The 26058-nt window shown below is 64.6% G+C and carries 24 protein-coding genes; 15 read left to right on the top strand and 9 right to left on the bottom strand.

What is annotated here, in order from left to right; translation table 11 throughout:
- The first annotated feature begins 110 nt into the window (after positions 1-110).
- Both JQ603_RS14765 and JQ603_RS14770 read left to right on the top strand, forming a co-directional pair.
- The gene (locus tag JQ603_RS14765) at positions 111-1799 is read left to right on the top strand and encodes a methyl-accepting chemotaxis protein (protein WP_212340441.1); all 1689 of its coding nucleotides are present in this window, start codon (positions 111-113) and stop codon (positions 1797-1799) included.
- Positions 1800-1847: 48 nt separating this feature from the next.
- Positions 1848-2939: a phosphotransferase gene (locus JQ603_RS14770; protein WP_212340443.1), complete on the top strand. Its 1092-nt coding sequence runs from the start codon at positions 1848-1850 to the stop codon at positions 2937-2939.
- Positions 2940-3107: 168 nt separating this feature from the next.
- Here the strand turns inward: JQ603_RS14770 and JQ603_RS14775 are convergent, their stop codons facing one another.
- From JQ603_RS14775 to JQ603_RS14785, 3 genes are read right to left on the bottom strand one after another with little or no spacing between them, the layout of a single operon-like run.
- On the bottom strand, positions 3108-4664 hold the full coding sequence (locus JQ603_RS14775; protein ID WP_212340445.1) for an MDR family MFS transporter: 1557 nt from the start codon (positions 4662-4664) through the stop codon (positions 3108-3110).
- 30 nt (positions 4665-4694) lie between these two features.
- Positions 4695-5858, bottom strand: coding sequence for an HlyD family secretion protein (locus tag JQ603_RS14780; protein ID WP_212340447.1), 1164 nt, complete (start codon positions 5856-5858; stop codon positions 4695-4697).
- A complete protein-coding gene (locus JQ603_RS14785; RefSeq protein ID WP_212340449.1) occupies positions 5851-6333 on the bottom strand; it encodes a MarR family winged helix-turn-helix transcriptional regulator in 483 nt (160 codons plus the stop codon). Before JQ603_RS14785 ends, JQ603_RS14780 begins: the two co-directional genes overlap by 8 nt.
- Positions 6334-6490: 157 nt before the next feature.
- Between JQ603_RS14785 and JQ603_RS14790 the strand changes: the two genes are divergently transcribed.
- The 8 genes from JQ603_RS14790 to JQ603_RS14825 all read left to right on the top strand — a co-directional run bounded on the left by JQ603_RS14790 (position 6491) and on the right by JQ603_RS14825 (position 15892).
- Positions 6491-6985: a Fur family transcriptional regulator gene (locus JQ603_RS14790; RefSeq protein ID WP_212340451.1), complete on the top strand. Its 495-nt coding sequence runs from the start codon at positions 6491-6493 to the stop codon at positions 6983-6985.
- Between the two features lie 36 nt (positions 6986-7021).
- Positions 7022-7975, top strand: a complete 954-nt coding sequence (locus tag JQ603_RS14795) for a DMT family transporter (RefSeq protein WP_212340452.1) — start codon at positions 7022-7024, stop codon at positions 7973-7975.
- Positions 7976-7987: 12 nt separating this feature from the next.
- On the top strand, positions 7988-9271 hold the full coding sequence (gene ispG, locus JQ603_RS14800) for a flavodoxin-dependent (E)-4-hydroxy-3-methylbut-2-enyl-diphosphate synthase (RefSeq protein ID WP_212340455.1): 1284 nt from the start codon (positions 7988-7990) through the stop codon (positions 9269-9271).
- Between the two features lie 146 nt (positions 9272-9417).
- Positions 9418-10314: a TauD/TfdA dioxygenase family protein gene (locus JQ603_RS14805; RefSeq protein WP_212340457.1), complete on the top strand. Its 897-nt coding sequence runs from the start codon at positions 9418-9420 to the stop codon at positions 10312-10314.
- Between the two features lie 135 nt (positions 10315-10449).
- Positions 10450-13071 (top strand): SUMF1/EgtB/PvdO family nonheme iron enzyme, encoded by a 2622-nt coding sequence (locus JQ603_RS14810; protein WP_212340470.1) that lies wholly within the window; start codon positions 10450-10452, stop codon positions 13069-13071.
- Positions 13072-13152: 81 nt separating this feature from the next.
- Complete coding sequence (locus JQ603_RS14815; RefSeq protein WP_212340473.1) at positions 13153-13584, top strand: hypothetical protein; 432 nt, start codon at positions 13153-13155, stop codon at positions 13582-13584.
- Between the two features lie 163 nt (positions 13585-13747).
- Positions 13748-15085, top strand: coding sequence for a Rieske 2Fe-2S domain-containing protein (locus JQ603_RS14820; RefSeq protein WP_212340476.1), 1338 nt, complete (start codon positions 13748-13750; stop codon positions 15083-15085).
- Between the two features lie 3 nt (positions 15086-15088).
- Complete coding sequence (locus JQ603_RS14825; protein WP_212340485.1) at positions 15089-15892, top strand: N-acetylmuramoyl-L-alanine amidase; 804 nt, start codon at positions 15089-15091, stop codon at positions 15890-15892.
- A 188-nt stretch (positions 15893-16080) separates the two neighbouring features.
- On the opposite strand, the gene JQ603_RS14830 is transcribed toward JQ603_RS14825, so the two are convergent.
- The 3 genes from JQ603_RS14830 to JQ603_RS14840 all read right to left on the bottom strand — a co-directional run bounded on the left by JQ603_RS14830 (position 16081) and on the right by JQ603_RS14840 (position 19248).
- A complete protein-coding gene (locus JQ603_RS14830; protein WP_245003631.1) occupies positions 16081-17691 on the bottom strand; it encodes a Na+/H+ antiporter in 1611 nt (536 codons plus the stop codon).
- A 56-nt stretch (positions 17692-17747) separates the two neighbouring features.
- Entirely contained in the window at positions 17748-18617 is an 870-nt protein-coding gene (bla, locus tag JQ603_RS14835; protein ID WP_212340487.1) for a class A beta-lactamase, read from the bottom strand.
- Positions 18618-18873: 256 nt separating this feature from the next.
- Positions 18874-19248: a nuclear transport factor 2 family protein gene (locus tag JQ603_RS14840; RefSeq protein WP_212340488.1), complete on the bottom strand. Its 375-nt coding sequence runs from the start codon at positions 19246-19248 to the stop codon at positions 18874-18876.
- 94 nt (positions 19249-19342) lie between these two features.
- Here JQ603_RS14840 and JQ603_RS14845 point away from each other — a divergent pair, with 94 nt between their 5' ends.
- Together JQ603_RS14845 and JQ603_RS14850 are read left to right on the top strand one after the other, a co-directional pair.
- Positions 19343-19771 carry a GFA family protein gene (locus tag JQ603_RS14845; protein ID WP_212340490.1) on the top strand — a complete coding sequence of 143 codons (429 nt, stop codon included), beginning with the start codon at positions 19343-19345 and terminating at the stop codon, positions 19769-19771.
- 185 nt (positions 19772-19956) lie between these two features.
- Complete coding sequence (locus tag JQ603_RS14850) at positions 19957-21762, top strand: caspase family protein (protein WP_212340492.1); 1806 nt, start codon at positions 19957-19959, stop codon at positions 21760-21762.
- Between the two features lie 169 nt (positions 21763-21931).
- Here the strand turns inward: JQ603_RS14850 and JQ603_RS14855 are convergent, their stop codons facing one another.
- Both JQ603_RS14855 and JQ603_RS14860 read right to left on the bottom strand, forming a co-directional pair.
- Positions 21932-22624 carry a DUF1345 domain-containing protein gene (locus JQ603_RS14855; RefSeq protein ID WP_212340494.1) on the bottom strand — a complete coding sequence of 231 codons (693 nt, stop codon included), beginning with the start codon at positions 22622-22624 and terminating at the stop codon, positions 21932-21934.
- A 9-nt stretch (positions 22625-22633) separates the two neighbouring features.
- Complete coding sequence (locus JQ603_RS14860) at positions 22634-23557, bottom strand: polyprenyl synthetase family protein (RefSeq protein WP_212340495.1); 924 nt, start codon at positions 23555-23557, stop codon at positions 22634-22636.
- Positions 23558-23718: 161 nt separating this feature from the next.
- Here JQ603_RS14860 and mtgA point away from each other — a divergent pair, with 161 nt between their 5' ends.
- The 3 genes from mtgA (at position 23719) to JQ603_RS14875 (ending at position 25555) form a co-directional block, all read left to right on the top strand.
- Positions 23719-24393: a monofunctional biosynthetic peptidoglycan transglycosylase gene (mtgA, locus tag JQ603_RS14865; protein WP_212340497.1), complete on the top strand. Its 675-nt coding sequence runs from the start codon at positions 23719-23721 to the stop codon at positions 24391-24393.
- Positions 24394-24563: 170 nt separating this feature from the next.
- On the top strand, positions 24564-24746 hold the full coding sequence (rpmF, locus tag JQ603_RS14870; RefSeq protein WP_007598106.1) for a 50S ribosomal protein L32: 183 nt from the start codon (positions 24564-24566) through the stop codon (positions 24744-24746).
- A gap of 158 nt (positions 24747-24904) precedes the next feature.
- On the top strand, positions 24905-25555 hold the full coding sequence (locus JQ603_RS14875; protein WP_212340499.1) for a hypothetical protein: 651 nt from the start codon (positions 24905-24907) through the stop codon (positions 25553-25555).
- Positions 25556-25759: 204 nt separating this feature from the next.
- On the opposite strand, the gene JQ603_RS14880 is transcribed toward JQ603_RS14875, so the two are convergent.
- Entirely contained in the window at positions 25760-26020 is a 261-nt protein-coding gene (locus tag JQ603_RS14880; RefSeq protein WP_212341520.1) for a hypothetical protein, read from the bottom strand.
- Positions 26021-26058: the final 38 nt, after the last annotated feature.

The following is a 26058-nucleotide window of genomic DNA, read 5'->3' on the forward strand; positions in this document are numbered from 1 at the left end:
TCCCGTAGTTCTGCGGAGCTTTTCCTTCGGCAACCTGTCCGCGAAGAAAGCCCGTATTTACCGTAGCGATCTAGGCTCGGTGCGGATTTGATTCGCGCCCGGATTGCTTCATGAAAATTCGCCTGTCGTTGTCTTCCGCGATCATTGCGTTCGGCATCGTGCTCGCCATCGGCTTCACTGCGGTCGTCTCGACCAGCCTCTATGCGCTACGCGAGCTCAAGGTCGGCGGTCCGCTCTATTCCGACATCAAGCTCGGCAACGACCTCATCGCCGACATCCTGCCGCCGCCGGAATATGTCATCGAGGCCTATCTCGAAGCCACGCTCGCCATGCGCGAGCCGGATCAGCTGGCCGCCCATGGCGAGCGACTGGTCCAGCTCCGCAAGGATTACGACGAGCGCAAGGCTTACTGGGTCGCCTCCAGCCTCTCGGCCGACCTGAAGACTGCCCTGGTGTCGAAATCCGATGCCGAGGTGCAGAAATTCTGGAAGGCGTCCGACCAGCTCCTGCCGGCCCTCAAGGCCAAGGATACGACTGCCGCCGAGCGCGCCTATGCGCAGCTCAAGGACGCCTACACCGCGCATCGCGCCGTCATCGACAGTATCGTCGAGAACGCCAACAAGCAGAATGCCGCCATGGAGAAGCTGGCCGCGGACCGCGACAGCTCGATCCTCTATATCCTCCTCGGTGTCTCCGCGGCGGTCCTTGCGTTCATTGCCGCCGGCCTGCTCGGCGTCGCCCTTGGCGTGGTGCGCCCGATCGTGCGCATGACCGGCACGATGCAGAAGCTTGCGACCGGCGATCTCGCCGCCGACATCCCCTTCGCGCATCGGCAGGACGAGGTCGGCTCGATGGCCGGCGCCCTCGAGGTGTTCAAGCAGGGGGCGATCGAGAACTCCCGCTTGCGCGAGGAGCAATTGCAGAACGAAGAGGAGGCCGCACGCGCCAAGCGCTCGGCCCTGCACCAGATGGCCGAGACGGTCGAGCGCGAAACCGGCCGTTCGGTCGATACCGCGAGCGCCGCGAGCCAGGGCGTGGAACGGGTCGCCTCCAGCCTGTCCGAGATCGCCCGCTCGCTGTCCACGGAATCACAGGCAGTGGCTGCGGCCTCGACGCAGGCGCTGGGCAGCTCGCAGACGGTTTCGGCCGCGGCCGAGGAGCTGAGCGCCTCGATCCGGGAGATCGCCACCCAGGTCGCACGCACCTCGACCGTCACGAGGTCCGTCGTCGCAGGCCGCGAGCAGGCCCGCTCGACCATCCAGGCGCTGGCCGGATCGGTGAAGAAGATCGCGGAGGTCTCCGACCTCATCGGCGGCATTGCCGGCCAGACCAACCTGCTGGCGCTCAACGCCACCATCGAGGCGGCGCGCGCCGGCGAGGCCGGCCGCGGCTTCGCCGTGGTCGCATCCGAGGTGAAATCCCTGTCCGACCAGACCGCCAAGTCCACCGAGGAGATCGCGCGCCTGATCGCCGAGATCCAGGCCTCGACACAGGCGGCAGTCGACGCCGTCGAGGCCATGGGAGGCCACATCGTCGAGATCGACGGCGTTGCAACCTCGGTTGCCGCCGCGATGGAAGAGCAGGACGCGGCGACGCGAGAGATCGCGCGGTCGATCTCCGAATCGGCGTCCGCCGCCAAGGACGTCTCCGCCAAGATCGGCAATGTCAGCCGCGACGCGGCTTCCGTGAACGAGCGCGCCGCGGAGGTCAGGCAGGCGATCGCTGGCATGGCGGCCAATCTCGAGCAGCTGCGGTCGGTCGTGGTTCGGACCGTACGCGACTCGACTGCGGCGGCGTAGGTCAGGCATCAGGTCGGCCGCTGGTGCCCGGGATCGTGATCGTGCAGTATGGCGCGGGACAGGGGCATCGTGGTCATGACACTTCCACAATTGCCGGCGGTCGTTGAGCCCGCCCGACTGACGGCTGCGCTGCGCCGGGGTGGCGTGCTGGACGCTGGCGCCGTGCGCGAAGTGAAAGTGCTGCACCAGCATGACACCGTCGTGTCACATATCGTCAGGCTCGGGCTGCGCTATGTCGGCGAATCCGCCGGCGCTCCGCAGTCGCTGATCCTCAAGACTCCCAATTCCGCTTTCGCCGAGAGCCTCGCCAATGGCGGCCGGCGCGAGGTGGAGTACTACACCCAGCTTGTGCCGAAGATGCCGCCGGGACTCGTGCCGCGCTGCTTTGACGGGCATTTCGACGGGGATGGCCCCACCTGGCACCTGCTGCTCGAGGACCTCACCGACAGCCACGAGATCGCGATGGCCTGGCCGGTGCCGCCGTCGCGCGAGCAAACCTTCGCCATCGTCACCACGCTCGCACGCTGGCATGCGGCCTGGTGGGACCATCCGAGCTTCGGCGACACCGTCGGCACCTTCGCCAGCACGGACGACAGCGCGCAGCGCATGGAGACGTTTGCGGGCCATTATGACCGCTTTGCCGACGTTCTCGGCAATCGCCTCAGCGAAGAGCGGCGGATCCTCTACCGTCGCCTGATCGATCAGTCGGAACGGCTGTCCCAGCGTTACCATTCACGCCGTCATCTCAGCATCACTCATGGCGACGCCCATACCTGGAATTTCCTGCTGCCGCGCGCCGGCGTCGCCGACACCGTGCGCATCTTCGATTTCGATCTCTGGAGCATCAACGTTCCGACCCACGACCTCGCTTATATGATGGCCATGCATTGGTATCCGGAACGCCGGCAGACGCTCGAACGGCCGCTGCTCAATCTCTATCACGAGACGCTGATCGACAGCGGCATCACCGGCTACACGCGCGGCGCGCTCGACCGCGACTACCGCTGGGCGGTGCTCTGGCAGATCACGCGGCCGGTCTGGCAGTGGAGCATCAACATCCCGCCGCTGATCTGGTGGAACAATCTGGAGCGGGTAATGATCGCGGTCGAGGATTTGGGGTGTGAGGAGTTGTTGGGGTAGGCCCGCAACCCCGATGTCGTCCTGGCGAAAGCCAGGACCCATTACCCCAGGGCGTGGTTGTGGCGCCGAGCTAGCAACCACGAGCCGTCGTCAAACTCCTCCCTGGGGTAATAGGTCCTGGATCTGCGCTGCGCTTGTCCAGGACGACCACGAAGGGGACGACAACAACTACTCCATCACCGCATGTTCCGGCCCCGCTGCCTGCTTGCGCAGTGTGGCCTTGGTCGAGCCGATCATCAGTGCGAGCGGAATGGTACAGAGGATGAAGACCATCACCAGCATGTAGTCGTGGGCGAAGGCGATGATCTGCGCCTGTACGCCGACCATCCTGTCGGCCATGGCGCGGCCGGCGTCGGAGGAGAGGTTGATGATGCCGCGCACGTCGGGCATTTGCAGAGCGTGATTGAACGGGTTGATGTGCTCGGACAGGATCGCATAGGTCCGCCGAGTGCCCTGCGTCAGCTCGGCGATGACGACCGAAATGCCGACTGAGCTCGCGACGTTGCGCATCAGGGTCAGCATGGCGGTGCCGTCGGTGCGCAGATGGTTCGGCAGGGTCAGGAACGCCACCGTCGAGAGCGGCACGAAGACGAGACCGAAGCCGAAGCCCTGGATGATGCTGACAGTGACGATCTCCGGCACCTGGGTCAGGTCGGTCCAGCCGGTCATCTGGAACAGCGAGCCCGCGGTCAGCGACAGGCCGGTGATGATCAGCGTACGGGCCTCGAAATAGCGCATCATGCGGCCGACCAGCATCATGGCGAAGAAGGTGCCGAAACCGCGACTCGCCAGCAGCAGGCCGGCGGTGATGATGGGATAGCCGATCACGTTCTGCATGTAGGGCGAGGCCAGCGCCATGGTGGAGAACAGCACGAGGCCCATCACGATCATGAACATGCAGCCGGTGACGAAGTTGCGATCCCGGAACAGCGCGAAGCGGATGAACGGCGTCGAGGTCGTGAATGAGTGCGCGATGAAGAAGTAGAAGGCGGCGGCCGAGACGATGAACTCCGCGATGATCTCGTTGGATTCCAGCCAGCCAAGCTGCTCGCCGCGGTCGAGCGCGAGCTGCAGCGAGCCGATCGCGATCGCCAGTGCGGCGAAGCCGAACCAGTCGAACTTGAGGCTGAGATCCTTCCTGGTCTCGTCCATGAAGACGATCAGCCCGAGCACGGTGATCGCGCCGAACGGCAAATTGACGAAGAACACCCAGTGCCAGGAATAGGTCTCGGTCAGCCAGGCGCCGAGGGAGGGGCCCATGATCGGGCCCATCATCACTCCCATGCCCCAGATCGACATCGCCTTGGCGCGCTCCTGGAGCGTGTAATAATCGAGCATCACCGACTGCGACAGCGGCACCAGCGCCGCGCCGAACACGCCTTGCAGCAGGCGGAACAGCACCATCTGGTTGATGTCCTGCGCCAGGCCGCACAGCACGGACGCCATGGTGAAGCCGGCCGAGCAGATGATGAAGATGCGCTTGCGGCCGAAGCGGTTGGCGATCCAGCCCACCGGCGCCGTCATGATCGCGGCGGCGACGATGTAGGAGGTCAGCACCCAGTTGATCTGGTCCTGCGACGCCGATAGCGTGCCCTGCATGTAGGGCAGCGCGACGTTGGCGATCGTGGTGTCCAGCGCCTGCATGATGGTCGCGGTCATGGCGCAGATCGTCACCATGTTCCGGCGCAGGCCGGGGACCATCAGGCTGGCATTGGGGCCGGACATCAGATCAGTCCTTATCTTATTCTTTGTATCTTATTCTTTGTCCTGGCCTGCGGTCGCCGACAGGCCGAGCAGGCCGGCGAGCGTGCGCTGGTGGCCGGTGTCGATGGTGGCATAGACGCTCATGCCGGCCTTCAGCTTCCGCACGTATTTGTCGGTCTCGTCGAAATAGATCCTGATCGGCACGCGCTGCACGACCTTGACGAAATTGCCGGTGGCGTTCTGCGGCGGCAGGATCGCGAACTGCGCGCCGGTGCCGGGCGAGAGCGAGCCGATCTTGCCCTTGAAGACGTGGTTCGGGAATGCGTCGACCTCAAGCGTCACCGGCTGGCCCTCCGTGACATAGGTGAGATCGCTCTCCTTCGGATTGGCGTCGACCCAGGGATGGGCGATATCGACGATCGAGAACACCGCCGTGCCCGCCGCCACATAGCGGCCGAGCTGGATCTGCTCGACTTGCGTCGCGACGCCGCCCATCGAGGCCCGCACTACGGCGTGGTCGAGATTGCGCTCGGCGTTTTCGAGCTTGGATTTGGCCTGCGCGTAGGGCGGGAATTTCTCCAGCGGCAGATCGGTGTCGCCGAGCAACTGCGTCTTGGCGGTCGAGATCTGCTGCTTGACGTATTGCGCGATCGAGCCCGAGGTGACCAGCGCGTTCGAGGCGTTGTCGAGATCGAGCTGCGAGCCGAAGCTGTTCTTCACCAGCGCCTGCTTGCGCTCGACGTCGCGCTGCTTGAGGTCGACGCCCTTCTGGGCGAGGTCGAGCATGTCGCCGTAGATCTTGATGTTGGCGCGAAGGTTGTCGTAGGTCGTCTGCGCCTGCATGAGCTGCGCCCTGGCCTCGTCCACCGCGAGGCGGAACGGCACGGGATCGATCTCGAACAGCACGTCGCCCTGCTTGACGAGCTGGCCTTCGCGGACGACGACCTTCTCGATCTTGCCGGAGATGTCGGGCGTCACCAGCACCTTCTGTGCGCCGACATAGGCATCGTCAGTGCCGACATAGCGTCCGCCGTGCAGATAGAATGTGACGCCGCCGATGGCGGCGACAACAGGCAGCACGACCATCAGCAGGAAGCGGCGATAGCGGCGCAGGCCGGCGAGCACGCGGCGGCGCGGATCGGTGCCGGCCTTCCTGGTGGGCTTGCCGCTGTCGTTCTTGTGCTCGGGCTGGAACTTGAGAACCTGATCAGCCATAGCGCTGCTCCTTGCGTGCTTGCTCCGCGCCCGATGTCTGAATCGCGTTACGCACGTTTTCCTTGATTGTTTCGAGTTGGGTGAGGAGACGGTGGGCGTCCGCCGGACTGATGCCGTCGAGCGCGTTCGCCGTGAGCTCCGACTTCAGGCCGCTCATCCGGCCGAGCAGCTGCCGGCCGGCCTTCTTGAGATAGAGGCGCTTGACGCGGCGGTCCGAAGGGTCGCTGCGGCGCTCGATCCAGTCGCTGTCGCAGAGCTTGTCGATCAGACGCGTCAGCGTGATCGGCTGCACCTCGAGCAGCTCGGCGAGTTCGGACTGCTTCATGCCCTCGCTGCGCTCGACCTTGGCCAGCACTGCCCATTGCGCACGGGTGATGCCGAAGCGCGAGGCCTCCTTGTCGGCATAGACGCGCAGCAGGCGGTAGAGTTCGCCGAGCGTAAACAGGAAGTTCTGGTCGACCGACCCGCGGGTCATGAGCTTTGTCTCCAATAAGCTTTGAATAATATAAGCAAGCTTATGATTATTGTGTGGCGGATTATCGGGATGCAGTCCCGCGGGAAGAGCATGGCTGGCAGCCCCGCCGCCGGTGATGCTTTGGGTTCCATCGCCGAAATGCTAGAAGGCAGGCCGCATGACCCTTGCAAAGCCGGCCTTTCCCGCGCCTGACCACGATCACGGCCGCTGCACCGCGGACGCGCTGGCGCATGCCGAGGAGGTTTGCGAGGCCCGCGCGCAGAAATTCACGCCGATCCGCCGCCAGGTGCTGGGAGCCTTGCTCTCCAGCCATCGCCCGCTCGGCGCCTACGAGGTGATCGACGAGCTGGCGAAATCGATGGCGCGGCCGGCGCCGATCACGGTCTATCGTGCTCTCGATTTCCTGATGGCCAACGGCCTCGTACACCGCATCGAAAGCCGCAACGCCTATCTCGCCTGCGCCGCCCATGACCATGACGCGACCTCGGCGGTGGCGTTCCTGATCTGCGAGCGCTGTGGCCTCGTCGGCGAGATCCCGTCGGGATCCTTTGCCGGGGATCTCAATGCCGCCGCGCGCAGCTCGGGCTTTGCGCCGAAGCTGTCTGTGGTCGAGATCACGGGCGTCTGCACCCATTGTCAGAAAACGTCTTGAAGCAACAACGGCGCAAAGCCGGATTTTTGGGAAGAAATGTCCGCACCTCAAGCCATCCCGTCTGCCGGCCGTCCTCTCAGCGCCGGCGCCATCGCCCTGATGCTCATGCTGTGCCTGACCTGGGGATTCAACCAGATCGCGGTGAAGCTGGTGCTGCCGGATATCCCGCCGATGCTTCAGGCGATGATCCGCTCCATGGGCGCGCTGCCGGTGCTGTTCATCATCGGCACCCTGCGTGGCGTGAAATTCTTCGAGCGTGACGGGACATGGAAGGCCGGCCTGATCGCAGGGCTGATGTTCGGCATCGAGTTCGTGCTGATTTTCCAGGGCCTGCGCCTCACCTCCGCCTCTCGCGCGGTGGTGTTCCTCTACACCGCCCCGTTCTTCGTCGCGCTCGGCTCCTACCAGGTGCTCGGCGAGCGGCTTGGCGCCTCGCAATGGCTGGGTCTTGCCATCAGCTTTGCCGGTGTCGCGCTCGCGATCGGGGTGCCGCAGCCGAATGTCGATTCGCATGTCCTGCTCGGCGACCTTCTGATCGTCGGCGGCGCCGGGCTGTGGGCGGCAACGACGCTGGTGGCCAAGGGCACACGTCTGCGCTTCGCCGCACCTGAAAAGGCGCTGGGCTATCAGGTCGCGACCTCGATCCCGATCCTGGGGCTGGCGGCCTGGCTGTTCGGCGAATCCATTACCCACACCCCGGCGCCGCTGTCGCTCGGCCTGATGGCCTTCCAGGCGATCTGGGTGGTGGGAACCACGTTCACGCTTTGGTTCGCGCTGGTGAAGGCCTATTCGGCCAGCAAATTGTCCGCTTTTACCTTCATCACCCCTTTGTTTGGCGTGGTGGGTAGCTATTTCATCATGCACGACACCCTGAGCCTGACATTCGGGGCCGCCGCGGTCCTTGTAATTGCTGGGCTTTTTCTGGTTAACCGTCCCAGCCAATCGGCTGCGGCGCCGCGCGATGCATTGCTGAACGTCACCAAAACCTGATATTTGGACGCCATGAACAAGCTCGAAAACCCTCTCGATTCAGACATCGCGGGCCCCGCGCCCCGGCACCGGACCACCCAGGTCAAGGTCGGCAACGTCGCTGTCGGCGGCGGTGCGCCGATCGTCGTGCAGTCGATGACCAACACCGACACCGCCGATATCGACGGCACCATCGCCCAGGTCGCAGCGCTCGCGCGCGCCGGCTCCGAAATGGTCCGCATCACCGTGGACCGCGAGGAGGCCGCGGCCGCCGTCCCGCACATCCGCGACGGCCTCGCCAAGCGCGGCATCACCACGCCGCTGATCGGCGACTTCCACTATATCGGCCACAAGCTGCTCGCGGCCTATCCGGCCTGCGCCGAAGCGCTCGCCAAGTACCGCATCAATCCCGGCAATGTCGGCTTCAAGGACAAGCGCGACACCCAGTTCGCCGACATCATCGAGATCGCGAACAAGAACGGCAAGCCGGTGCGCATCGGCGCCAATTGGGGCTCGCTCGACCAGGAGCTGCTGACCAAGCTGATGGACGAGAACGCCGCTTCGCCGAATCCGCGCGACGTCCGCGCGGTGACGCGCGAGGCCATGGTGCAGTCGGCGCTGCTCTCGGCCGCACGCGCCGAAGAGCTCGGCATGCCCAAGGATCGCATCATCCTCTCCGCGAAAGTCTCGGCGGTGCAGGACCTCATCGCGGTCTATCAGGATCTCGCCAGCCGTTCCGACTACGCCATCCATCTCGGCCTCACCGAAGCCGGCATGGGCTCGAAGGGCATCGTGGCGTCCTCGGCCGCGCTCGGCATCCTCCTGCAGCAGGGTATCGGCGACACCATCCGCATCTCGCTGACGCCGGAGCCCGGCGGCGACCGCACCCGTGAGGTCCAGGTCGGCCAGGAGCTCTTGCAGACCATGGGCTTCCGCACCTTCGTGCCGCTGGTTGCGGCCTGCCCCGGCTGCGGCCGCACCACCTCGACCACGTTCCAGGAGCTGGCGCGCTCGATCCAGGATTTCATCCGCGACGAGATGCCGACCTGGAAGACCAAATATCCCGGCGTGGAAGAGCTCAACGTTGCGGTGATGGGCTGCATCGTCAACGGCCCCGGCGAATCCAAGCACGCCAATATCGGCATCTCCTTGCCCGGCACCGGCGAAGCGCCGGCCGCGCCCGTGTTCGTCGACGGCAAGAAGTTCCGCACGCTGCGCGGGCCCACCATCTCCGCCGACTTCAAGGCGCTGGTGATCGACTACATCGACCAGCGCTACGGCCAGGGCGCCAAGGTGCCGGTGCCCGCGGCGGAGTAAGCGTCTCCTAAATATCGGAATCGTAGGGCGGGTTAGCGAAGCGTAACCCGCCTTATTTTTTGCGGAGCGAAGTGGCGGGTTACGCTTCGCTAACCCGCCCTACATTGCTACGATGTCTCCCAATCAGAACGATCGGGAGAACCGCCATGAGCTCACTCGCCGGCAAGCAAGGCCCGCGCTATCGCCACACGGCCGAAGACGGCGCGCCCTACGAGACCATCGCGGTCGAAAAGCTCACTCCCATCATTGGTGCGGAAATCTCCGGCGTCGATATCGGCAAGCTCGTCTCCGATGACTCTCGCTCCAACCAACAGATGGACGAGATCCACCGCGCACTCGCCGAAAACCTCGTGATCTTCTTCCGCGACCAGCACATCACGCCGCAGCAGCATCTCGCCTTCGGCCGCAAGTTCGGCGAACTGCATTTCCATCCCGCAGCTCCCCACGAGGATGAAGACCCCGCCTTGATGAAGATCTACGCCGACAAGAATTCGCCGCGAGCGAACGGCGAGGGCTGGCATTCCGACGTGTCCTGCGATCTCGAGCCGCCGATGGGCTCGATCCTCTACATCAAGCAATGCCCGCCGCGCGGCGGCGACACGCTGTTCGCCAACATGTATGCGGCCTATGAGGCGCTGTCGGACCGCATGAAGGCCTATCTCGACGGGCTTACCGCGCTGCACGATGGCGAGCCGATCTATCGCGGGCTCTATGCGAACTACGGCGTCGCCGACCGTCCGTCCTATCCGAACGCCGAGCATCCGGTGGTCCGTACGCATCCGGTCACAGGCAGAAAGGCGCTCTACGTCAATCGCGGCTTCACCCGCCACATCAACGGCATCCCGCGCGACGAGAGCGACGCGATGCTCGCTTATCTCTACCAGCACGCCGAAAACCCGCTGTTCCAGTGCCGCTTCCGCTGGACCGAGAACGCCATCGCCTTCTGGGACAACCGCTGCACCCAGCACCGCGCAATGTGGGACTACTGGCCGCATACGCGCTCGGGCACGCGCGTGACGGTTAAGGGGGAGCGGCCGGTTTAGGCGGCCGTCGCCGATCGCTGAGTGACCTGAATCACGGATTTGGTACGGCCCCTGTCGAATGATGCGGGCTCGGGGTGCTGCTTGCAGGCGCTTCAACCAGCGATATACTCGCAAAGGGTGATTTGGGGGAAATTTATGCGCTGGGTGGCGGTTACCATTCTTGCGCTCGTTTTTTACGGGGTCGCGGATCAGGCTCTGGCTGAGAAGCGCGTCGCTCTGGTGATTGGCAATTCGTCGTACCGGAACGTTCCGAGCCTTCCGAATCCTCGCAATGACGCCGCCGAGATCGCCTCCCTCTTCCGATCTGCAGGATTTTCCGCGGTCGATGCCCGCCGTGACCTCGGAATTTCGGACATGCGGCGCGCGATCAGCGATTTTGCCGAGATGGCAAGCGATGCCGACGTGGCCGTCGTCTATTTCGCCGGCCATGGCATCGAGGTCGACGGTGTAAACTATGTCATTCCCGTCGACGCGAAGCTGTCCCGTGATTTCGACATCGAGGATGAGGCCGTTTCCCTCGATCGCATCCTGAAATCGATCGAGCCTACCAGGCGGCTCCGCCTCATCATCCTGGACGCCTGCCGGGACAATCCGTTTTTGAAGACCATGAAGCGAACCATAGCATCCCGATCGATCGGTCGCGGCTTGGCGAAGGTCGAGCCCGCGATATCCGATACGCTGATTGCCTTCGCGGCCAAGGCCGGATCGGTCGCGCTGGACGGCGATGCGAAAAACAGTCCCTTCACGGCCGCGCTGCTGCACAACATCGCGGCTCCCGGGCTGGACCTGCGGATTGCGTTCGGCCGGGTTCGTGACGAAGTGTTGAAGGTTACCAATCGTCACCAGGAGCCGTTCGTCTACGGATCGTTGGGCGGCTCCGTCATCTCGATCGTCGATGCACCGAAACTGCCGCCTCCGCCAACGACGGATGACATCGTCTGGAACGCCGTGAAGGATTCGACCTATCCGGGTGTATTCGAGGAGTTCATCGCGAAGTTTCCGACGACTCCGCATCTGAAAGCGGCCGAAGCGCGGCGCGACGAGCTGAGACAGGCGCAAGCTGCGGCGGCCGCGCGCATACCCCCGCCGCCGACTGCCGACGAAATCGTCTGGGCGGCAATCAGAGACTCGACCTATCCGGCGATCTTCGATGATTTCCTCAGCAAGTTTCCCGCCAGCAAGCATCGGGCCGAAGCGCAATCGCGTACCGACGAACTGCAAAAGCAGATTGCCGCTGCCGCCGCCCGTATTCCGCCGCCTCCGACCGCCGATGAGGTCGTCTGGGACGCCATCAAGGGCTCGACGCATCCGGCAATCTTCGATGATTTCGCCAGCAAGTTTCCGGCAAGCCCGCATCTGGCCGACGCCCGGACGCGCCGGGATGAGCTCAAGAAGCAGATTGCCGCCACGCAGGCTCCGCCGCCTCCCGCCGCCGAGGACATCGTCTGGGCAGCGATCAAGGGATCGCGCGATCCCGCGATCTTCGATGAGTTCGTGAGTAAATATGCGGCGAGCTCGCACGTCGCGGACGCACGACAGCGCAGGGGTGACCTGAGGAAGGAGATTGCTGCCGCTCAAGCGCCGCCTCCACCGCCTGCCCATGAAATCGTTTGGAACGCGATCAAGGAGTCGCACGACCCCGCGATCTTCGAGGAGTATGCCGCCAAATATTCGAACAGCCCGCACGTCTCTGCAGCGCTGTCGCGTCGCGACGAGCTGAAGAAAGAACGAGCGGCGGCGGCCGCACCGCCGCCGGCAACCGATGAGATCGTCTGGAACGCGATCAAGGACGGGCGTTCGCCAGCCATATTCGAAGAATTCCTCAACAAATTTCCCGAAAGTTCGCGGTCGGCGGAGGTGCGCGGACGTCTCAAGGCATTACAAGGGACGCAGTTGGCCTCCACCAACGCCACGCTCCCCGCCGTAGACACCGCCCCGCCGCGCGAAGGATTGACCGCGCTCGGCATCAAGGTGCTGTCCGATTCGGAAGAGGGAGCCCTGAAGCAGAAGGCGAGCTTCAAGGAATGCGAGAAGTGCCCGGAGATGGTCGTGGTCGCGCCGGGCGCCTTCATGATGGGATCTTCGGACAGCGCATCTAAGCGCGCCACGGAATCGTCCCGCCATAAGGTCACGTTCGGCCGTTCGTTCGCCGTTGGGCGCTACGCTGTCACGTTCGAGGAATGGGATGCCTGCGTCGCTGATGGCGGATGCAACGGATACAAGCCCTGGGACAACGGCTGGGGCCGCGGGAGGCGGCCGGCCATCAACATTTCCTGGTCGGATGCCAAGAGCTACGTGGCCTGGCTGTCGGCCCGCACCGGCAAGACATATCGTCTGTTGAGCGAAGCCGAGCGAGAATATGTGACGCGGGCGGGAACGACGTCGTCGTTTTGGTGGGGAGCCTCGGTCTCTCGAGGGCAGGCCAACTACGATGACAGGGCAGGTCAGGAGAAGAATGCTAGAGGAGGCTCCAGCCAAAAGACGGACCCTGTCGATTCCTTTCAGCCGAATCCGTGGGGCCTCTATCAGGTCCATGGCAATATTTGGGAGTGGGTCGAGGATTGCGTCAACGACACGTATGACGGAGCCCCCACGGACGGTAGCCCTTGGCTGAAAGGCAGGTGCGAGCAGCGTGTCCTGAGGGGAGGCTCGTGGGTCAGCAAGGCGGATGCAGTCGAAGCGGGGAGCCGTTACGGCGTGCAGTCCGAAGGACGCGTGAGCAACGTTGGATTTCGAGTCGCGAGAACCTTGAGATAGCCGGGCACGAGTGCATCGGCCTCGCCAGCCGGAACGATCCCATACAATAACTCTAAGATTTTTTCATTGGAGACTTATGGAATGACAACCTATCCGGTACGCCTACCGACGACCCTCTTGATCAAAATCACTGCGGGGCTCGTCCTGTTCTTCGGAATCCTCTGCGGCGCCCATGCGGGTGGGGGGAACACGTCGCTCGTCGTGAAATCGGGCGAGGCAAAGGAAATCTGCAAATGCGGAGGACACTGGCGCGTCGACGCCAGTGGCAAGGTCTGGCCCGTCAGCATTGAAGTCGTGACTCCGCCAAAGAGTGGCGCCGTGACGACGCGAGTAAGCACCGGGCAACGCAAATTGAGAAACGGAGAGGCCAAGACCGTGCGGCTGACCAGCGTGGTGTACCAATCCAAGAAGGGCTACGTCGGTGAAGACTCCTTCACGTATCGGCGCGTGACGGCAGACCCCACCGACCCGGATAATGGCAAGGTATACACAGTCGCCGTCACCGTCAGGTAATTGCGACGGGGGCCGATCGACGCGAATGATCCGCCCCGTCGGTCCGCGAGAAAGACGGCGGGGCAGGCTTCGCTGACCCGTCCTCGTACCGCCCCGCTGTTCTTGCGTTGACGTCCTCTCACTCTCGCGCCAATCTTCCCGAAAATATTCGGGAGGATCAGCCATGCTCCGCGCCGAGGACAATAAATTCCTGACCGAGTCGGGTGCAGGCACCGGCATGGGCGAGCTGCTGCGCCGGTTCTGGATTCCTGTCCTTCTGTCCGAAGAGCTCCCCGAACCCGATGGCGAGCCGAAGAAGATCATCGTGCTCGGCGAGGACCTGCTGGCCTTCCGCGATTCCCGTGGTGTCGTCGGTGTCATCGACCAGTACTGTCCGCACCGCGGCGCCAATCTTTGGCTCGGACGCAATGAGGAGTGCGGCATCCGCTGCGTCTATCACGGCTGGAAGTTCGACACCGACGGCCGATGCGTAGACATGCCGACCTCCTATCCCGATCTCAACGCCAAGGATCTCATCCGCATCAAATCCTATCCGGTGCGTGAATGGGGCGAGATGATCTGGGCCTATCTGGGCCCAGTGGACGCGATGCCCGAGCTGCCGGATCTCGAGATGGCGCTGCTGCCGGCCTCGCACCGCTACGTCAGCAAGAAATGGCAGGACTGCAACTGGGTGCAGGCGTTGGAAGGCTCGATAGACACCGCGCACTTCACCTTCGCCCATCTCTCCTTCGACAAGGAAGAGAACGAGATCCTGGACATCAAGAAGCATTTTGTGAATCCGCTGGTGCGCATGTCGAGTGACCATATGCGCTGGATCGCAGAGGATCCGCGTCCGGTGATCAAGGTCAACCCGCACGAGGCGGGGCTGACGATCGCCGGCGGCCGGCTCACCGACAGCGACAACATCTACTGGCGCATCGCGCAGTTCCTGATGCCGTTCCATGCCTATGCGCCGAGTGCGATGCCGGGTGAGAACATTTTTGGCCAGACCTTCGTGCCTGTGACCGACACCAATTGCTGGATCTACACCTATGCCTGGAATCCGGAACGGCCGCTGGCGCAGGCCGAGCGCGACGCCTACGATCGCGGCAACGGCGTGATCGCGGAGGTCGACGCCAATTACGTGCCGCTGCGCCACAAGGGCAACGATTACCTGATCGACCGCAAGCTCCAGAAGACCCGCAGCTACACTGGCATCAAGGGTGTCTCCGAGCAGGACGCCGCCGTGCAGGACAGCCAGGGCCCGATCGCCGACCGTACCCGCGAGCATCTCGGTCCGACCGATCTCGGCATCATGCATTTTCGCAAAACCGTGATGGAGCTGGCGCGCGCGCTCCAGCAGGGCGAGCCGCCGCCGCAGGCTGCGCATCAGGATCGCTACGCGGTGCGCTCCGGCGCCTGCGTCACCAGCAAGGCCAAGGACCTGCCGGCCGTGATGCTGGAGCGTTTCGGCGACGTCGCCGGCTTTGTCGGCCGGCCACGAATTGCGGCAGCGGAGTAGCGCTTGAGGCCGTTGCGCAGCATCATCGCCGGGCTGGTCGCGTCGATCCTGTTGTCAGGGCCTGTCGGCGACGTCGCAGCCGCGGCAAAAGCCGCGAAGGCCAGACCGAAGCCGGTGCAGTCACCGGCCAAATGTGAGATGCCGAAATTCCGCATCGTCGTGGATGTCGGTCACACCCCGGACTCCTATGGCGCCTTGAGCGCGCGCAACGATCCGGAGTTCGGCTTCAACTTCCGGCTCGCACGGCTCATCACGGCGAAGCTCAAGTCTGAAGGGTTCGCCGCAACCCGCCTGCTCGTCACGGACGGCAAGGCGCGGCCGAGCCTGTTCAAGCGCGTCAGTGTCGCGAATGACGGCCGGGCCGATCTCTTTCTGTCGGTTCACCACGATTCGGTGCCGGACAAGCTGCTCGACACCTGGGAATTCGACGGCGCGAAGAGCTATTTCAGCGATCGTTTTTCCGGCCACTCGCTGTTCGTCTCCGAGCGCAATCCGCACTTCAGCACCAGTCTGAAGCTGGCCCGGTTGATCGGTCGGCAGCTGAAGGAGCAGGGCCTGCACTATGCCAGCCAATACAGCTTACCGGTGATGGGCCGCTACCGGCGTCAGCTGCTTGACAAGGATGTCGGCGTCTACCGCTATGACGGGCTCATCGTGCTGTCGCGAACAAGAAGCGCTGCCGTGCTGCTCGAAGCCGGCTCCATCATCAATCGCGACGAGGAGATGGAGATGAACTCGGCGGAACGGCAGGAGATGATTGCAGGGGCGGTGGCGGCGGCGGTGGGAGAGTTTTGCGAGAGGCGGTAGCCGGCGAGCGTGAAGATTTCGGTTGTCGTCGTCCTGGCGAAAGCCAGGACCCATTACCCCGACGAGAAGTCGTGTTGCGAACTGACAACCGCGAGCCTTCGCCAAACTCAATCCTGTGGTAATGGGTCCTGGATCGGCGCTCGCTCCGCTCGCTTGTCCAGGACGACAAACGATTGTGGCGAGGGGGGTTACAGCGGCCCGCCTCGATACTCCCGGTTCGCCAGGCTCGCCTCCTCCAGATCCAGATCCCGCTCGATCCGCCGTCTCGTCTCGTCGGTGATCTGGCCGTCGCGGAGGAGGTCGTGGATGAATTTGCGCTCGGCCTCGATCAGGTTGCGGGTCAGTGCGGTGCCTGCGGCGGAGACGTCGTGATGGGCGGGGTCGAGTGAATCCGGCAGCTGGTTGGCGCGGATCTCGTGGCGGGCGCGCAGGAGCTGCATCACCTCGTCGGAGACTTCCTTCTCCGCGGTCAGCGCATCCAGCGATCTCAGTGCGGCATCGAGCGCCTGGCGCCGGGCCGCGATCTCGGCCTCGTGCTCGGCGACATGCTCGTTGCGGCCGGCCTCGGCGACGCCAAGCCAGCGCACCACCGGCGGCAGCGTCAGGCCGACGCCGATCAGGGTGACGAAGATGACGCCGAACGCGACGAACAGGATCAGGTCGCGATACGGAAAGGCCTCGCCGCCGGGCAGCGTAAACGGCAGCGCCAGCGCGGCCGCCAGCGATACCGCGCCGCGCACGCCGGTGAAGGCGAGCACGAACGGCCATTGCCATGGCGGCGACGGGTCGCGCTCGCGCAGCGATTTGGAGAGGATCCGCGGCAGATAGGTCGCAGGATAGAGCCAGGCAAAGCGCGCGGTCACGATGATCGTCAGAACGACGGCGGTCGCGATCAGGATGTCGTCGAGCGGAAACGCCTTCGACTTCTCGTACAGCGCGCGCATCTGGAAGCCGGTGAGCAGGAACAGCAGGCCCTCGATCAGGTAGATGATGAGGTCCCAGAAGAAGATGCCCTGCAGGCGCGTCGCCGAGGAGATCAGCAGCGGGCCGTTCCAGCTGACATAGAGGCCGCAGGCGACGGTTGCGATCACGCCGGAGCCGCCGACATGTTCGGGCAGCCAGTAGGAGACGTAAGGCGTGATCAGCGACAGCGTCAGTTCGACCTGGGGATCCCTCGACCATTTGCGGAAGCGGAGCGAGAGCCAGCCGACGCCGATGCCGAAAGCGATCTCGCTGGCAACGATCAGCAGGAACTCGCCGGCCGCCAGCGGCAGCGAGAAATGTCCGACCATGATGGCGGCGAGCGCGAAGCGGTAGAGGATCAGTGCGGTGGCGTCGTTGGCGAGCCCTTCGCCTTCGAGGATGACCAGGAGCCGCCGCGGCATGTTGAGGCGGCGCGCGATCGCGAGCGGCGCCACCACGTCGGGCGGCGCGACGATGGCCCCGAGCAGGAAGCCCACGGTCAAGGGCAGGCCGATCAGATAATGCGTGGCGGCCGCCACCAGCGCCGCGGTGAAGATCACCGCGCCGACCGCGAGCAGCACGATCGGGCGCAGATTGTTCCTGAACTCGCGCCAGCTCATGGCGACGCTCGCTGAGTAGATGAGCGGCGGCAGCACCATCAGCAGCACCAGTTCCGGCGGCAGCTCGACCGGCGGCATGCCCGGCACGAAGGCGAGGCCGACACCGGAGAGCATCAGCAGGATCGCAGGAGCGATGTTGAAACGGCGGGCGACCAGCGCGGTGCCCGCCAGCACCGCGAGCAGGATCAGGAAGGTCTGGAATTTCGCTGCGATCATGGCCTGTCTTCACCCGGAAGCGGCCAAGAGGTCAACATGAGGTCAATGCGGCGGCCCTACGCCAGCCGCTCTGCCACCATGCGTCCGATGCGGGCAAATGCGGCCGCGATCTGCGCGCCATTCGGCGTGCCGCCCTGGGTATAGGCCGCGATCAGGATCGGCGCATCCGGCTTGTTGTCGAGCTTGGGCCAGACGACCGCGATATCGCCCGACGCATCCTTGCCGTTGTTGCCGGTCTTGTCGCCGATTGTCCAGTCCGCCGGCAGGCCGCCGCGTAGCCGGTTTGCACCGGTCTTGCAGTTCACCATCCAGTCGGTGAGCTGGCTACGCGACGCCGGCGATAGCGCGTCGCCCGTCACCAGCCGGCGCAAATTGCCCGCCATCGCAGCCGGCGTCGTGGTGTCCTGGGGATTGCCGGGTGGCGAGCGGTTGAGCTCGGGCTCGTTGTGGTCGAGCCGCGTGGTGGTGTCACCGAGCGATCGCCAGAACGCCGTGAGCGCGGCCGGCCCGCCGATGCGCGCCAGCAGCAGATTGGCGCAGGTGTTGTCGCTGAGCTCGACGATGGCCTTGCACATCTCGGCGACCGACATCTTGCCGGCCGCGAGATTTTGCTTGGCGACCAGCGCGTAGTCGAGCAGGTCGGCCTGGCCGTAGGCGATCATGGCCGCAAGCTGCTCCTCGCCGCGATCGACCCGCGCCAGCACGCAGGCCGCAAGCGAGGCCTTGAATGTCGAGCACATGACGAAGCGCTCGTCGGCCCGCCAGGAGAGCTTCTTGCCGGTCGCCAGATTTTCCGCGTAGAGCCCGATCCGCCCGCCGCTGTCGCGCTCATAGGATTCGAGTTCAGGCGGCGCCTCCGCGGCAAGCGCGGGAGAAGCGGCCATCCAGGCGAGCGAGGCGAGCAGGGAACGGCGATCGAGAAGCATCGGGGGCCTTTGGGACAACATGAGCGAAGGCATACGGGCGAATGCCTTCATCCAACCTCGCGACGAATGTGTGGCACAGAAGCGCTTTACTTCGCCTCTCCCCGCTTGCGGGGAGAGGCCGGAATGCGCGCGCAGCGCGGATTCCGGGTGAGGGGACTCTCAGCGAATCCAGCTGTTACCGTGATTGCGGAAGCAGCCCCTCACCCCAACCCTCTCCCCGTAAGAACGGGGAGAGGGAGCGCATCAGCGCGCCCCCTCACTCCCTCAGATCATACCTGTACGATTTCGACACGATCTGCCAGCCGTCGGCGAGCTTCATCGCGACCAGATAGTCGGTGAAATAGCGCGGCGGCAGCTGGCAGCGGACCTTGATGAAGGCGGTCTTGTCGTCGGAGCGGTCGATGGTGACGATGAAATCCTCGCGCGGCTTGCCTTCGGCCCTGCCGGAGGGGCGCTTGCGCACGCGATCGAGCCAGTCCGGCACTGTCAGCACCTGCAATTCGCCCTTCTCGACCCAACGCAGATCGGCGGAGGGATGGAAGATGGCGCCGAGCTTTTCGGCATCGCCTTCATAGAGTCCGTCGAAATAGGATTGCACGACGGCTTCGACGCTCGAACGGTTCTGGCTCATGGGTCATCCCTTTGCATGATGGCTTGGTCGGAACTTAGTCGTACACATCAAAATGCGCTATGGGTGTGTCAGCCATTTGCGCGCAGGCCTCGCCATGACCGGATCAGAAAATTCGAACGCTCGTATCCTGCGCGGCGAATGCTATTGCCGCACGGTACGCTTCGAGGTGGCCGACGCGTTCTCCTATGCGATGAACTGCCACTGCTCGAATTGCCGCCGCACCACCGGCTCCGCCTTCAAGCCGTTCGCCGGCATCGCGCAGGACAAGCTCCGCATCGTCCAGGGCGATGACCAGCGCATGATCTACGGGGACGACACCACCCATGACGCCCACTGCGTCCGCTGCGGCTCGCTGCTTTATTCCCGCGTGCGCGAGGGGAAATGGGTCCATGTCGCCATGGGAACCCTGGTCGATACCCCCTCGATCCGGCCGAGCGCCCATATTTTCGTGGGGTCGAAGGCGCCCTGGCACGAGATTACGGACGATCTGCCGCAATATCGGGGGCATGTCGGCGATCCCTAGAGGGAACCCAGCCCGCGCCCCGCTTGTGTCGCCGAACCCCGGCCGCGCTGGCGCGACAAACATAGAGGGTCTTTCGGCCTGTCGTCGAAGCCGCCTTCGTGACCTCCATCACAAGCGCCGGCGATTGGTCCTGCTAAAGCGATCCCAAAGGGGCCCCGATGGCCCTGAACTTCGGAAGTCGTGTGATGCGCAATCTGCTCAGACTTTGTCCGCTTCTTCTTGCTGCCGCGCTGCTGTTTGGCACTGATCCCGCTTTTGCCGGAAGGCGCGTCGCGCTGGTGCTCGCCAACTCGGCCTATCAGCACGCGCCGTCGCTCGCCAATCCCGTCAATGACGGGGCGGTGATGGCCAAGACGCTGAAGGAGGCCGGTTTCGACGTCGTCGAGTCCCGCCACGATCTGTCCGCCCAGGATACGCGGCGTGTGCTGCGCGACTTTGCCGACGCGACCCGCAGTGCCGACATTGCCGTGGTTTACTACGCCGGTCACGGCATCGAGGTCGAAGGCTCCAACTATCTGATCCCCGTCGACGCCAAGCTCGAGCGCGACACCGATGTCTACGACGAGGCGCTGTCCCTCGACCGCGTCCTGGTCGCGGTCGAGCCCGCCAAGCAGCTCCGCCTCGTGATCCTGGACGCCTGCCGCGACAATCCGTTCGGCAAGACCATGAAGCGCACGATTGCTTCGCGCGGCATCGGCCGCGGCCTTGCCCAGGTCGAGCCGACCAGCCCCAACACGCTGATCGCCTATTCGGCCAAGGCCGGCTTCACGGCGCAGGACGGCGACGGCGCCAACAGTCCCTTCACGGTTGCGCTGTCGAAGCATCTGACGACGCCGGGCCTCGATGTCCGCCGTGCTTTCGGCTTCGTGCGCGATGACGTGCTCAAGTCGACCGGCAACAAGCAGGAGCCGTTCGTCTATGGTTCGCTCGGCGGCGACGACGTCCCGCTGGTGCCGGTCAAGGCGGTGGCCGCAGCGCCTGTGGCGAATCCGCAGGCCGACATCCGCCGCGACTACGAGCTCGCGCTCCAGGTCGGCAACAAGCCGGCGTGGGAAGCCTTCCTCGCCCAGCACCCTGACGGCTTCTATGCGAACCTCGCCAAGCTGCAGATCGACAAGATCCAGGCCGAGCAGGCCCATGCGGCGGCGATCGAGAAGGCGAAGCAGGCCGAGGCCGAGCGCGATCGTCTTGCCGCTCTCGGTGCGCAGAAGGATGCGCAGGCCAAGGCCGCGGCTGAGGCGAAAGCCGCCGAACAGGCACAGCTCGCCGCGCAGAAGGCGAAGGAGCAGGCGCAGCAGCAGGCGGCCGCCGCCGAGCAGCAGCGCGTCAATCTCGCCGCCTCGGCGCCGAGCACCGCGCCGGCCAGCACCGCGAGCCCCGCCGGCACCAACGTTGCCTCGCTGACGCCCGCGACCACGCCGGCTGATCTCAGCCGTTCGGTGCAGACCGAGCTTGGCCGCGTCGGCTGCTTCTCCGGTCAGGCCGACGGCAACTGGAATACGTCCTCGCAGCGCTCGCTCTCGCAGTTCAACCGCTATGCGGGCACCAAGCTCGACGTGAAGGTCGCGAGCACCGACGCGCTCGACGTGGTCAAGTCAAAACCGTCGCGGATCTGCCCGCTGGTCTGCGAGCACGGCTTCAAGGCCGACGGCGACAAGTGTACGAAGATCGTCTGCCGTGAGGGCTATGCGGTCAACGACGACAATGAGTGCGAGAAGCAGCGCGCGGCAAAGCCGGCCAAGCCCGCGACCGCGAAGCGCGATGATGGCGATGAACGACCCGCCCGGCAGCGTCGCCAGGCCGGCGGTGCGGCTGCGGGCGGTTATGGTGCCGCTGCGGGCATTGCTGCCGCCGCCGGTGCCAGCCGTCCCTCGGGTGGGCAGGTGTTCTGCAACAGCGGCGGTTGCCGTCCGGTCAGCCGCGGCTGCCATCTCGAATTTCGGGGCGGCGGCGGTCCCGGCAACGACGCCAATGTCGAGGTTTGCCGCTGACACCACTGGGTCGTCCCGGCCTAGTGCGCAATTGCGCACGGGGGCCGGGACCCATAACCCCAGGGAGCGGTTTGGCGAAGACTACAAGTTATTAAGTCTTCGCCGGTACTCGCACCGGCCGAATGCGATAGATCACGCGGTATGGGTCCCGGCCTTCGCCGGGACGACGTCAAGCCGAAATCGCGCTCGCCGCGATGTTGACCGTCAGCGCCAGCAAGGCCGTGTTGTAGATGAAGGACACGATACCGTGGGCGGTGGCGGTGCGGCGGATGGTCTTGTCGGTGATGCCGACGTCGGAGACCTGTGCGGTCATGCCGATCACGAAGGAAAAATAGACGAAGTCCCAATAGTCGGCGTGGTCTTCCTTGTCGCCGCTCGGAAACTGCAGGCCGCCCGGCTTGGCGTTCCTGTAATAATCATGGGCGTAGTGTAGCGCGAAGGTCGTGTGCACGGCGGCCCATGACAGTGCGATCGTGGTGATCGCGATGGTCAGCTCCAGCACCCCGCGATGTGGCGTGCCGAGCTCGGAGACGATCGCCGCGATGCTGGCGAAGGCGCCGATTGCCGTCACCAGCAGGATCACGAAGCGGCCGTCGTCCTGCATCGCGGCGGCGCGACGGATGTGCTGGTGGTCGTTGCACAGCATCATCGCATAGACCAGCACGAGGTAGACCGCGATCAGCGCATCCCAGCCGAACAGCAGCCGCGTCACCAGCCGGTGCGAGCCCGGCAGCAGCAGGCTGACCAGGATGCCGGCCGCGAGCGCGATGAAGGTCCGCGGCCGTGCATAGATCAGCCGCACCGGCCGCGACATTTTGCGGAAGCGGACGAGGACGGGATCTTCTTTGCCCTCGACCGCCATCGGTCTACGTCAGCTCTTCCGCTCGGCGACGAAGCGCGCCGCGGCTTGCAGCACGGCAGCGCGATCGCCAAAGATCGACACGGCGCTGTCGGCGCGCGCCAGCAGGTCGCGCACGCGCTGCTTGGCGCCTTCGATGCCGAGCTGGGTGACGAAGGTGGTCTTGCCGAGCGCGGCATCGGCGCCGGCCGGCTTGCCGAGGGCTGCCGCATCGCCTTCGACGTCGAGCAGATCGTCGGCGATCTGGAACGCTTCGCCGAGCGCGCGGCCGTAATCGTCGAGCGCCTGATATTCTTTCTGCGAGGCCTGGCCGAGGATCGCGCCGGCGATGCAGCCGTAGCGCAGCAGCGCGCCGGTCTTCATCTGCTGAATGCGGGCGACATCGATCGGCTCGTTGCCGCCGAAGCGGCCTTCGCCGGCGAGATCGAGGATCTGGCCGCCGACCATGCCGCCGATGCCGGCGCAGCGCGCCAGCGCGCGCGTCAGCAGCAGCCGCACATTGGCGTCGCGATGGATCTCGTCGCGGGTAACGATGTCGAAGGCGAGCGTGAGCAGGCCGTCGCCGGCAAGGATCGCGGTCGCATCGTCGGTCTGCTTGTGCAGGGTCGGACGTCCGCGGCGCAGGTCCGAATTGTCCATCGCCGGCAGATCGTCATGGATCAGCGAATAGCAGTGGATGCATTCGAGCGCGGCGCCCACCAGCAGCGCGGCTTCGCGCGGCACGCCGAACACCGCTGCGCTTTCGACCACCAGGAACGGCCGCAGGCGCTTGCCGCCGTTGAGGCTCGAATAGCGCATTGCGTCCATCAGTCGCTTGGGCCGGGCGATCTCATCGGGCAGGATGTCGTCCGACAGCAGGCGCCCGAGCAGGGCTTCGGTGTCATCAGCGGTCTTGTCCAGACGTTTGGCGAAATCGGACGGGGACGTGCCGGTCATCAAGAAAGGCTCCAGAACTAAAATTCGGCGGGACAATCCTTTATGCGCCCGCCCCAGTCAATCGTTTGGAAGGCCTAAAAAGTGCTGGAAAAGGCCCGAATTATCACAGACTTAATGGTCCAGCCCGTGGCCGCGGTTCAGTTTGTGCCGGAAAGGTCGATTTGCGCATCGTCAAAATCCTGCTGGTGGTGCTCGCGGTCGTGGTCCTCGCGCCCTATGTGATCGCGCCGTTCTACCGCACCGGCCATCCGGTTTCGACGCTGATGGCCTGGCGCAGCTTGCGGGGCGCGCCGATGCAGCGGGAGTGGATCGATCTGGCCGACATGTCGCCGTATCTGCCGCGCGCGGTGGTGGCGGCCGAGGACGCCCATTTCTGCAAGCATCGCGGCGTCGATTGGGGCGCGCTCCGCGAGGCGATCGACGATGCGAAGGAGGACGGCACCCCCTTCCGGGGCGCCTCCACCATCACCCAGCAGGTGGCGAAAAACCTGTTTCTCTGGCAGGGGCGGGACTTCGTCCGCAAGGCGCTCGAATTCCCGCTGGCGCTGTGGATCGACCTGGTCCTGCCCAAGCCGCGGATTCTGGAAATTTACCTCAACATCGCCGAGCTCGGTCCCCAGGGCCAGTTTGGGGTCGAGGCGGCCAGCGCCTATGCCTTCGGCAAATCGGCCGAAAACCTCTCGCCCCGGGAGGCCGCGCTTCTGGCCTCGATCCTGCCGAATCCGGTCAAACGCAGCGCCCGGACCCCGGGACCGGGTGTCCGGCGGCTGGCGGCCACCTATATGGCGAGGGGGCAGACGAGCTCGCTTGTGACCTGCTGGCGGGAAAATCGCTGATTTCGGGCCCTTTTCGGACGTATTTTCCGGTCCAAGAGCCTAGCTTTACGGCCAACCTTCCTCTATAAGCCCGGCCTTGATCGGCATTCAGCTCGCCTCGTATTGCGGGTGCTGAGCCGTCCCCTCGCGGACGATGCCCTGATGAACACCAATCCCTAGAGGATATTGAAATGGCCGTTCCGAGAAGAAAAACCTCGCCGTCGCGTCGTGGCATGCGCCGCTCGGCAGACGCCATCAAGAAGCCGACCTATGTGGAAGACAAGGACTCCGGCGAGCTCCGTCGTCCGCACCATCTCGACCTCAAGACCGGCATGTACAAGGGCCGTCAGGTCCTGAAGAAGAAAGAGTCCTGAGGTCGGACTCTTCTTCGGGCAGGGTTATCCTCAATCAGGATGACGTGACCTGCCTGATTTCGGCCAACCCATGAGATATGACGGTGACGGCGGCGGAGCGAATGCTTCGCCGCTGCATTGTTCTGTCCGGATATCTTGATCGAGAAGGCACTTCGCCGATGGTCGGTTTCCCGCTGCTTCTGATTCCGCTCGCGGTCTACAACATCATCGCCTTCCTGATGCCCAGCGTGTCCTTCTCGGACGTGCTGTTCAAGGTGCCGATGATCACGGGCGAGACCTGGCCGGTCACGCTCGCCGATCTCCTGCTCGCGCTCGGCGTCGTGCTGCTGCTGCTCGAGGTGGTCAAGGGCGCGCGGCCCGGCTCGAAATTCCTGATGGATCATCTGCTGTCGCTGATCATATTCGGTGCTGCCGCCGCCGAATTCGTGATGTGGCCCAAATTCGGCAACTCCACCTTTTTCCTGCTGGTGCTGCTGGCGATGGCCGATTTCCTCGGCGGCATCGCCCAGCGCACGCGCCGCCGCGTTACCTATGTCGCCGAGACGACAGTACCGGCGCCGCGCAAGGCCAAGCGCCGGGCCGAACCGCCGGCCGATGAAGTTGTGGCCGAGCCCAAGTTCGAGCCGGTCTCCACGCAGCAGGAAACGCCGGCCGCGCCACCCGCGCCCACCGCGCAGTCGGTCGCCGAATCCGTGCTGATGGACCATCCGGCGCCGAAGCCGGCGAGCCCGCCGTCGCCGGAAATCCCCTCGCCGCATTTGCAGCCGGGCAACGGCACGCCGCCGTCCCCCGACGCGCCGCCGCGCTGATTTCTCTGCATTCGCTCGCATCTCACCGCGGCGACAGTGTGCTCCCTCGCCCCTTCTTACGGGGAGAGGGTTGGGGTGAGGGGCCTCTCTCCACGGACGATATAGCCGTGGGACCTGTACCCCCTCACCCGGATCGCAAGAGCGATCCGACCTCTCCCCGCAGGCGGGGAGAGGTAAGAAGCGCCGTCTCACTTCAAATCAATCTCAAGCCACCTGCCGCGTGCGGGCGGTGACGCTTCCGAGCGGACGCTTGCTGCCATAGGCTATCCGCGCATCTTCGGACGAGGCGCGGCGGAGCCGACTGGCCTGGGGCAGGTGCTCGGCGTTGGCGATCAACTGAGTGACGAAGCTCGGATCGGGGCGGGCCAGCGGCACCTTGTGGAGCCATTGCACAGTCGGGATCAGCGGCACCAGGGCCGTGCCCATGCTGCCTGCCGCCTCATCCGATCGATCAGTACTCAACATCGCGATCACCGTTGATCCGGCGGCACTGTCGCGTTTCG

This window comes from Bradyrhizobium liaoningense (genome assembly GCF_018130825.1).
In the GTDB taxonomy this organism is placed as follows: domain Bacteria; phylum Pseudomonadota; class Alphaproteobacteria; order Rhizobiales; family Xanthobacteraceae; genus Bradyrhizobium; species Bradyrhizobium liaoningense_B.